This window comes from Teichococcus aerophilus (assembly GCF_014490485.1).
In the GTDB taxonomy this organism is placed as follows: domain Bacteria; phylum Pseudomonadota; class Alphaproteobacteria; order Acetobacterales; family Acetobacteraceae; genus Pseudoroseomonas; species Pseudoroseomonas aerophila.
This window is the reverse complement of the sequence record NZ_JACTVA010000099.1, coordinates 1-6,753: the sequence shown is the minus strand read 5'-3', so window position 1 is coordinate 6,753 and position 6,753 is coordinate 1. Positions and strand designations below refer to the sequence as shown.

Here is a 6,753-nt window from a genome sequence, read left to right as displayed (position 1 = left end):
GGCGCAGCGGCCGGCCCAGGCGCCGCAGCGCGCCGTGCAGCCCAACCCCGCGCCGCTGCCGCCGGGCGAGCAGCCGCCGGCCGCCGTTATCGGCATCGTCGACGTGCCGGAAGTGCAGCGCAACTCCACCGCCTTCAACCAGGTGCGGGAAGAGATCGAGAAGCGCCGCGCCAAGCTGAACGAGGACCTCCAGAAGGAGCAGGCCCGCTGGCGGGACGAGCAGCAGGCCCTGGCCGCGCAGCGCGCCACCCTGTCGCCCGAGGACCTGCGCGCCAAGGAGCGTGACCTGCAGGACCGCGTGCAGGATGCCCAGCGCATCTTCCGCGACCGCTCGCGTAATATCGAGCAGGCCGCCCAGGGCGCGCTGATGGAGATCGAGCAGGCACTGGCGGTGGTGATCCGCCAGGTGGCGGCCAGCCGCAAGGTGAACCTGGTGCTGCCGCGCCCGCTGGTGATCTTCAACGAGCCGCCCTTCGACCTGTCCGCCGAAGTGACGGCGCAGCTGAACCGCGTGCTGCGCACCGCGACCATTCCGGCCGAGGATGCGCCCGCCCCGGCGGCGGCGCAGAACCCGTCGGCGCCGCGCGCGCCGGCCCAGGGCGCGCAGCCCCGGCGGAACTGAAGGCGGCCATGGCGGTCGATCCGCGCTTCTACCCGGCCACGGGGCCGCATGATCTGGCGCATCTCGCGGCGGTATCCGGCGCCCGCGCGGTGGGGGACGAAGCGCGGCGGCTGCGTGGCGTGGCACCCCTCGGCTCCGCGGGGCCCGAGGATGTCAGCTTCATCGACAACCGCCGCTGGCTGGCCGCGCTGAAGGCCAGCCAGGCCGGCGCCGTCGTGGTACCGGAGGCCTTGCTGGCCTCGGTGCCGGAAGGCGCCGCCGCGCTGGTCACGGCACAGCCGCACCTCTCCTTCGCGCGCATCGCCGAACTGTTCCACCCGAAGCCGCTGCCCAAGCCCGGCATCCACCCCACCGCCGTGGTGGCGCCGGATGCCCAGATCGGCGAAGGGTGCGAGATCGGCCCCTACGCCGTCATCGGCGCCGGTGTGCGCCTTGGCGCCCGCTGCATCATTGGCCCGCACGCGGTCATCGGCGATGGCTGCAGCTTCGGCGACGACTGCCGGCTCTTCGCCCATTCCAGCGCCAATTTCTGCGTGGCCGGCCATCGCGTCACGCTGCACCAGGGCGCGCGGGTGGGGCAGGAGGGGTTCGGCTTCACCCTGACGCCGGAAGGCCGCTACCACACCATCCCGCAGCTTGGCCGTATCCTGCTGGGCGACGAGGTCGAGGTCGGCGCCAATGCCTGCATCGACCGCGGCGCGATGGACGACACGGTCATCGGCCCGGGCACCCGGCTCGACAATCTGGTCCAGATCGGCCACAACGTAACGACCGGGCGGGGTTGCGTGCTGGTGTCGCAGGTCGGCATCTCGGGCTCCACCACCTTGGGCGACTACGTCACCGTGGCAGGGCAGGCGGGCTTGGCCGGGCATCTCAAGATCGGCTCCAAGGCCCGCATCGGCGCCCAGGCAGGCGTGATGGCGGACGTACCGGCGGGGATGGACGTGATGGGCTCCCCTTCCATGCCCCTGCGTGACTCGCTACGGGCCAACTCTTATCTCCGCAAGATCGGTGCCCACGGCGCGAAGCCGGCACCAGTGCATGACGGCCGGGCACGGCCAGAAGATACGGACTGATTTCCATGGACCAGCAAGAAGAACAGGCATCTCAGGGCGGGGCGGAGGCGCAACGGTTCGAGGTTTGCGACATCGCCCGCATCATGCAGGCGATCCCGCATCGCTACCCCTTCCTGCTGGTCGACCGCATGGTCGACGTGCGGCTTGGCGAGAGCGCCGTCGGCATCAAGAACGTCACGATCAACGAGCCGTTCTTCCAGGGCCACTTCCCCAGCCACCCGGTGATGCCGGGCGTGCTGATCGTCGAAGCCATGGCGCAGACCTCCGGCGTGCTGGTGGTCGAGACGCTGGGCGAGCGCGCGCGCGGCAAGCTGGTCTATTTCATGAGTATCGAGAACTGCAAGTTCCGCCGTCCCGTCGGGCCTGGTGACCAGCTCCGTATCACGGTGACGAAGGAGCGGCAGCGCGGCAATGTCTGGAAGTTCAACTGTGTCGCCCGGGTCGAAGGCGTGACGGTCGCCGAGGCGGTCGTGACCGCCATGATCGTGGGCGTTTGAGGGTGGCCGATCAATTGACGACTCTGTCCCGCGGCATCGACGCGTCCGCCGTGATCCACCCGACCGCCATCGTGGCGGACGGTGCGACCATCGGCGCCGGCTGCCGCATCGGCCCCTATTGCACCGTCAGCGCCGAAGCGGTGCTGGAGGAGGGGGTGACCCTCGTCTCCCACGTGGTGATCGATGGGGATGTGCGGCTGGGCGCCGGGGTGCAGGCGATGTCCTTCGCCACCATCGGCCTGCCGCCGCAGGATCTGAAATACAAGGGTGAGCCGACCCGCGTGGAGATCGGTGCCCGCACCATCATCCGCGAGCATGCGACGATCCATCGCGGCAGCGTCGGCGGCCATGGCCTGACCCAGGTGGGCGCCGACTGCCTGATCATGTGCACCGCCCATATCGGGCATGACTGCGTGCTGGATCACCACGTCATCCTGGCCAACAACGTCATGCTGGGCGGCCATGTGCAGATCGGCGACACGGTGTTCGTCGGCGGCGGCGCGGCCATCCACCAGTTCGTCCGCATCGGCCGGCAGGTCGTCGTCGGCGGCATGACGGGCGTCGAGGCCGATGTCATCCCCTTCGGCGCCGTGATGGGCGATCGGGCGCGGCTGACCGGCCTGAACCTGATCGGCCTGAAGCGCCGTGGCTTCCCGCGCAGCCAGATCAACACGCTCCGCGCCGTCTACCGCGCCCTGTTCCGCGCTCCCGGCGTGTTCGGGGAGCGGTTGGCGAATGTGGAAGCACAGTACGGCGCCGATCCGGTCGTGCAGGAAATCCTCACCTTCGTGCGGGCGGATAGCCATCGCGGTCTGTGCAAGGCGCGCCGGGGCGTGATCGAGGACGACGAGGCGGAGGCTGGCTGAGGCCATGGCCACGGCGGATTCCGGCTCGGCGAAGGCGCGGTTCCTGGCCAATGTCGGCCTGCGGGCGCCGCTGGGTGGCCCGCTGGGCATCATCGCCGGTGGTGGCCTGCTGCCGCAGCGCGCTGCGGCCTCGGCTGCCGCGGCGGGCCGGCCGGTCTACGTGGCCGTGCTGGAAGGCTTTGGCGACGCGGCGGACTATGCCGCCTATCCCCACATCACCTGCCGCCTCGGCGCCGCCGGCCGCATGCTGGACTGGCTGCGCACCTCTGGCGTGAAGGACCTGATCCTGGCCGGCAAGGTGTCCCGGCCCAGCTTCCTCTCGCTGCGGCCGGATGCCGGCGCGGCGCGGCTGCTGCCCAAGATCGGCATGCGGGCCTTTGGCGGCGACGACTCGCTGCTGAGCGCCGTGGTGCGCGTGCTGCGGGAGGAAGGCTTCAACCCCCTCGAAGCTCGCCAGGTGCTATCAGAGGTGATGGTCGACACGCCCGGCGTGTTGACCACCCATCGGCCGGACAAGCAGGCGATGGATGATGTCCGCCGTGGCCTCTATGTGCTGCGCGCCATGGGCGCCGCCGATGTCGGCCAGGGTGCCGTGGTGCAGCAGGGGCTGGTGCTTGCGGTCGAGGCGATCGAGGGCACCGATTCCATGCTGGCGCGGGCTGGCGGGCTGCAGCGGGAAGGCCCGGGCGGCGTGTTCGTCAAGGTCATGAAGCCTGGGCAGGACCGGCGGGCGGACCTGCCCGTCATTGGGCCGGATACCGTCGCCAGGGTGGCCGCCGCCGGCCTGCGCGGCATTGCCATCCAGGTGGACGGCACCATCATCATCGATCGTGCGGCCACGCTTGCCGCGGCCGAGGCCGCCGGGATCTTCCTGCTGGCGCTCGACCCTTTCGCCCCGGAATGGGCGGAAGCCCCAACCTGAGGAGAGTCCTGTCATGAGCAGCTTCCTGCACACCATGATCCGCGTTGGCGACCTGGACCGTAGCGTGGACTTCTACACCCGCCTGCTGGGCATGAAGGAACTGCGCCGCAACGACGTCCCGGACGGCAAGTACACCCTGGCCTTTGTCGGCTTCGCGCCGGAGAGCACGGGCGCCGGCGTGATCGAGCTGACCTACAATTACGGCGTCGAGAAGTACGAGATGGGCAATGCCTTCGGCCACCTGGCCATCGGCGTGCCGGATATCTACGCGACCTGCGACGCGCTGCGCGCCGCCGGGGCCAAGATCACCCGCGAGCCCGGCCCGGTGAAGTTCGGCACCACCGTCATCGCCTTTGTCGAGGACCCGGACGGCTACAAGATCGAGCTGATCGAGCGCAAGCCGGCTTGATCCGCCGGGGCCGGCCCGGCACGTTCGCCGGGTAGGCTCTGGACGATGCGCGGCCCGCGATGGTGGACATCGCGGGCCGCGCTGCGTTTGGGCGGATGCGGAACGGTCAGAGCAGGATGCGTTCACATTCGTTCACACACCATGTTCTCCGCCTTTGGTTGGTCGCGTGGTTCAGGCTTTCGGCGGTTTCACCTCAAGCCATCACGCTCTAACCCACCAGGTCCAGCACGGCGCGGCAAAGCGCCCCGTCCGGCGCCCGCAGCGAATCCAGCAGGCGCGCGGTGCCCTGGCCCGGCAGCCCGATCATCCGGCCGGTGCCGCCGCCCTGCTGGCGGGCGGCGTGCCAGGCAGCGGCCGCCGCGGCCGTCTCGCCCCCGTCATGCGCGATGATGAAAGGCTTGCCGACCACGGGCAGCCGCACCGGGGACAGCGCGATCACCTCCAGCTCCGTGGCGCAGACCGGCGCCGTCTCCAGGTCGTAAAGTCCGCAGATGCCGACGCCGGCCTTCACCAGCGGATGGTCCAGCAGCAGCGCGGCCAGATCGGCGCCGGCGCCCCAGCCGGCCAGCACCACCGGGCCGGAAATGCCGTGCTGCGCGCCATGGGCGCCCAGCCAGTCCAGCGCCTTATGGGTATCGCGGACGATGCGCGTCGGGCTGACGGCGGGGGAGAGGCCACGGCCGGGTAGGGCGGAGGCCCAGCCATGGGCACGCAATCCCTCGGCCAGGGCGGAACAACGGCGCCAGTCCCCGGCCTTCCATTCATGCTCCGGCCGCTCCGCACCATGCAGCAGCACCAGGCAGGGCCGATGCGGATCGGCGGCGGGGAACAGGTCCCACTGGTTCCAGGCGGCGGTGCCGTAGGGCTGGTCCAACTGCCCGGGGCGGGCCTGGCGCAACAGGGCGGAATCGTCTTCCAGCAAGCCCATCCACGCGGCGTCGTCGAAGCTGCTGCCGCGTGGCTGGGTGCGGGTGGCCATGGAAGCGGAGCGTGGAATAGGCGACAGAGGCGTGGTCACGGACGCTCCCCTTTGGTTGTGTCTACCCAGGGGCTTTGCAACCAGCGTGCCGCGAGGCCGCGATGAGGGGATTCCCCGGCCCGGTGCCGCCGCCTGCCCAGGCGTCGGGCGCCGTGTTGCCTCTGGCGGGGGCAGGCTGCGCGGGGAAGCGGCGAATCACTTCACCAGCAGGGTTTCCAGTACCTTATGCATGGCAGGGGGGATCGGCGTGGTCCGCGTCATCTCCCGCCGGTCCACGTGGACATGCACGAAGTGGCCATCGGCACAGGCCGTGTCCTCGTTCTCCCGGAAGACACCGATCTCGTAGCGAACGGAGGTGGTGCCGATATGGCCGATCCGCAGACCAACGCTCAGCACATCCGGGAAATAGGCCGGGGCGTGGTAGCGGCACATCGTCTCCACCGCCACGGCGGTGACGTCGCCATTCAGGTCGTCCATCAGGCCGGTGCCGTGCAGGAAGGCGGCGATGGCGGTATCGAAATAGCTGTAATAGGTGGCGTTGTTGACGTGCTGCAGCGCGTCCTGGTCCGCCCAGCGGGTGGGGATGATGATGAAGCGGCGGTATTCCTGCCGCGTGGGCACATGCTTGGGCATCGGGCTCTTTCTCGCAGATCCGGGGCCGCACCCTGGGCGCGGCAGGCGGTCGGGCCATCGCCGCCGCCGGGTTGGCGTCGGAGATGACAAAGCGGGCAGTCCTGGAAATCCGCCGGGTGACGCGGCGCGCCACCACCGGCGGCGCGGCCGGGCAATACCGGCGGGCTTCCGGGCATAGTCTCTAGGCCCGGTGCGGCGCCGGCACCACAGCGTGACGGGAATACCACGGATTGCAAAAGGTCTGCGCGGACGGGCTTCGCCCCGGCGCCCCGGACCTGTATAGAAGTTGTCATGGCGTTCATGGCGTGGGCGCCGCGTCAGCCCTCCATCAGGATATATTCGGCAACCGATGTCAGCTCCCGCCGCCCAGCCCCGCCTCGAGCCGTTCCGGTTACGGGGCGCCAATTTCAACCTGCTGGTACTGCGGCTGCTGGATGCGCGGCCCGAGATCATCGTCCCCGCCATCGGCGATCAGTTCCGCCGTGCGCCAGGCTTCCTGCGCAATGCCCCCATCGTCATCGGCCTCGATGACCTGGCGATGGCGCCGCACGAGGTGGATTTCGCCACCCTGGCGGCCGAGCTGCGCGCCATCCAGATCGTGCCCATCGGCACTACCGGTGGCACGGCCGAGCTGAAGGCCGCCGCCCAGGCGGCCGGCCTGCCGCCGCTGCGCACCGCCGGTGGGAAGGAGGAGGACGTGCCCCTCGGCGCGCCTGCCGCCCCCGCCGCGCCCGCACCCCAGGCGGCCG

8 protein-coding genes and 1 pseudogene are annotated in these 6,753 nt (G+C 70.2%); 7 read left to right on the top strand and 2 right to left on the bottom strand.

The genetic code is table 11. The features are described 5' to 3' along the window. The 6 genes from IBL26_RS24910 to gloA form a co-directional block, all read left to right on the top strand. A partial coding sequence (locus IBL26_RS24910) for an OmpH family outer membrane protein (RefSeq protein ID WP_187787203.1) occupies positions 1 to 622 on the top strand: 622 nt, incomplete at its 5' end. 8 nt (positions 623 to 630) lie between these two features. Next, positions 631 to 1,698: a UDP-3-O-(3-hydroxymyristoyl)glucosamine N-acyltransferase gene (gene lpxD, locus IBL26_RS24905; RefSeq protein ID WP_187787202.1), complete on the top strand. Its 1,068-nt coding sequence runs from the start codon at positions 631 to 633 to the stop codon at positions 1,696 to 1,698. Between the two features lie 5 nt (positions 1,699 to 1,703). Next, on the top strand, positions 1,704 to 2,195 hold the full coding sequence (fabZ, locus tag IBL26_RS24900) for a 3-hydroxyacyl-ACP dehydratase FabZ (protein ID WP_187787201.1): 492 nt from the start codon (positions 1,704 to 1,706) through the stop codon (positions 2,193 to 2,195). Between the two features lie 14 nt (positions 2,196 to 2,209). Continuing rightward, entirely contained in the window at positions 2,210 to 3,061 is an 852-nt protein-coding gene (gene lpxA / locus IBL26_RS24895) for an acyl-ACP--UDP-N-acetylglucosamine O-acyltransferase (RefSeq protein ID WP_241749734.1), read from the top strand. Positions 3,062 to 3,065: 4 nt separating this feature from the next. Further along, positions 3,066 to 3,983: an LpxI family protein gene (locus IBL26_RS24890; protein ID WP_187787199.1), complete on the top strand. Its 918-nt coding sequence runs from the start codon at positions 3,066 to 3,068 to the stop codon at positions 3,981 to 3,983. Between the two features lie 13 nt (positions 3,984 to 3,996). Then, positions 3,997 to 4,392: a lactoylglutathione lyase gene (gloA, locus tag IBL26_RS24885; RefSeq protein ID WP_187787198.1), complete on the top strand. Its 396-nt coding sequence runs from the start codon at positions 3,997 to 3,999 to the stop codon at positions 4,390 to 4,392. A 208-nt stretch (positions 4,393 to 4,600) separates the two neighbouring features. Here gloA and IBL26_RS24880 read toward each other — a convergent pair whose 3' ends face one another. Further along, entirely contained in the window at positions 4,601 to 5,410 is an 810-nt protein-coding gene (locus IBL26_RS24880; RefSeq protein WP_187787197.1) for an alpha/beta hydrolase family protein, read from the bottom strand. 156 nt (positions 5,411 to 5,566) lie between these two features. Continuing rightward, positions 5,567 to 6,004, bottom strand: a complete 438-nt coding sequence (locus IBL26_RS24875) for an acyl-CoA thioesterase (RefSeq protein ID WP_187787196.1) — start codon at positions 6,002 to 6,004, stop codon at positions 5,567 to 5,569. 349 nt (positions 6,005 to 6,353) lie between these two features. Between IBL26_RS24875 and IBL26_RS24870 the strand changes: the two are divergent. After that, positions 6,354 to 6,753 (top strand): annotated as a pseudogene (locus tag IBL26_RS24870) (septum site-determining protein MinC); the annotation flags it as partial.

Bases quoted from the DNA above. Each gene is read 5' to 3' on its own strand.
- lpxD (WP_187787202.1), top strand. From the start codon at position 631: ATGGCGGTCGATCCGCGCTTCTACCCGGCCACGGGGCCGCATGATCTG.
- fabZ (WP_187787201.1), top strand. From the start codon at position 1,704: ATGGACCAGCAAGAAGAACAGGCATCTCAGGGCGGGGCGGAGGCGCAA.
- IBL26_RS24890 (WP_187787199.1), top strand. From the start codon at position 3,066: ATGGCCACGGCGGATTCCGGCTCGGCGAAGGCGCGGTTCCTGGCCAAT.
- gloA (WP_187787198.1), top strand. From the start codon at position 3,997: ATGAGCAGCTTCCTGCACACCATGATCCGCGTTGGCGACCTGGACCGT.
- IBL26_RS24875 (WP_187787196.1), bottom strand. From the start codon at position 6,004: ATGCCCAAGCATGTGCCCACGCGGCAGGAATACCGCCGCTTCATCATC.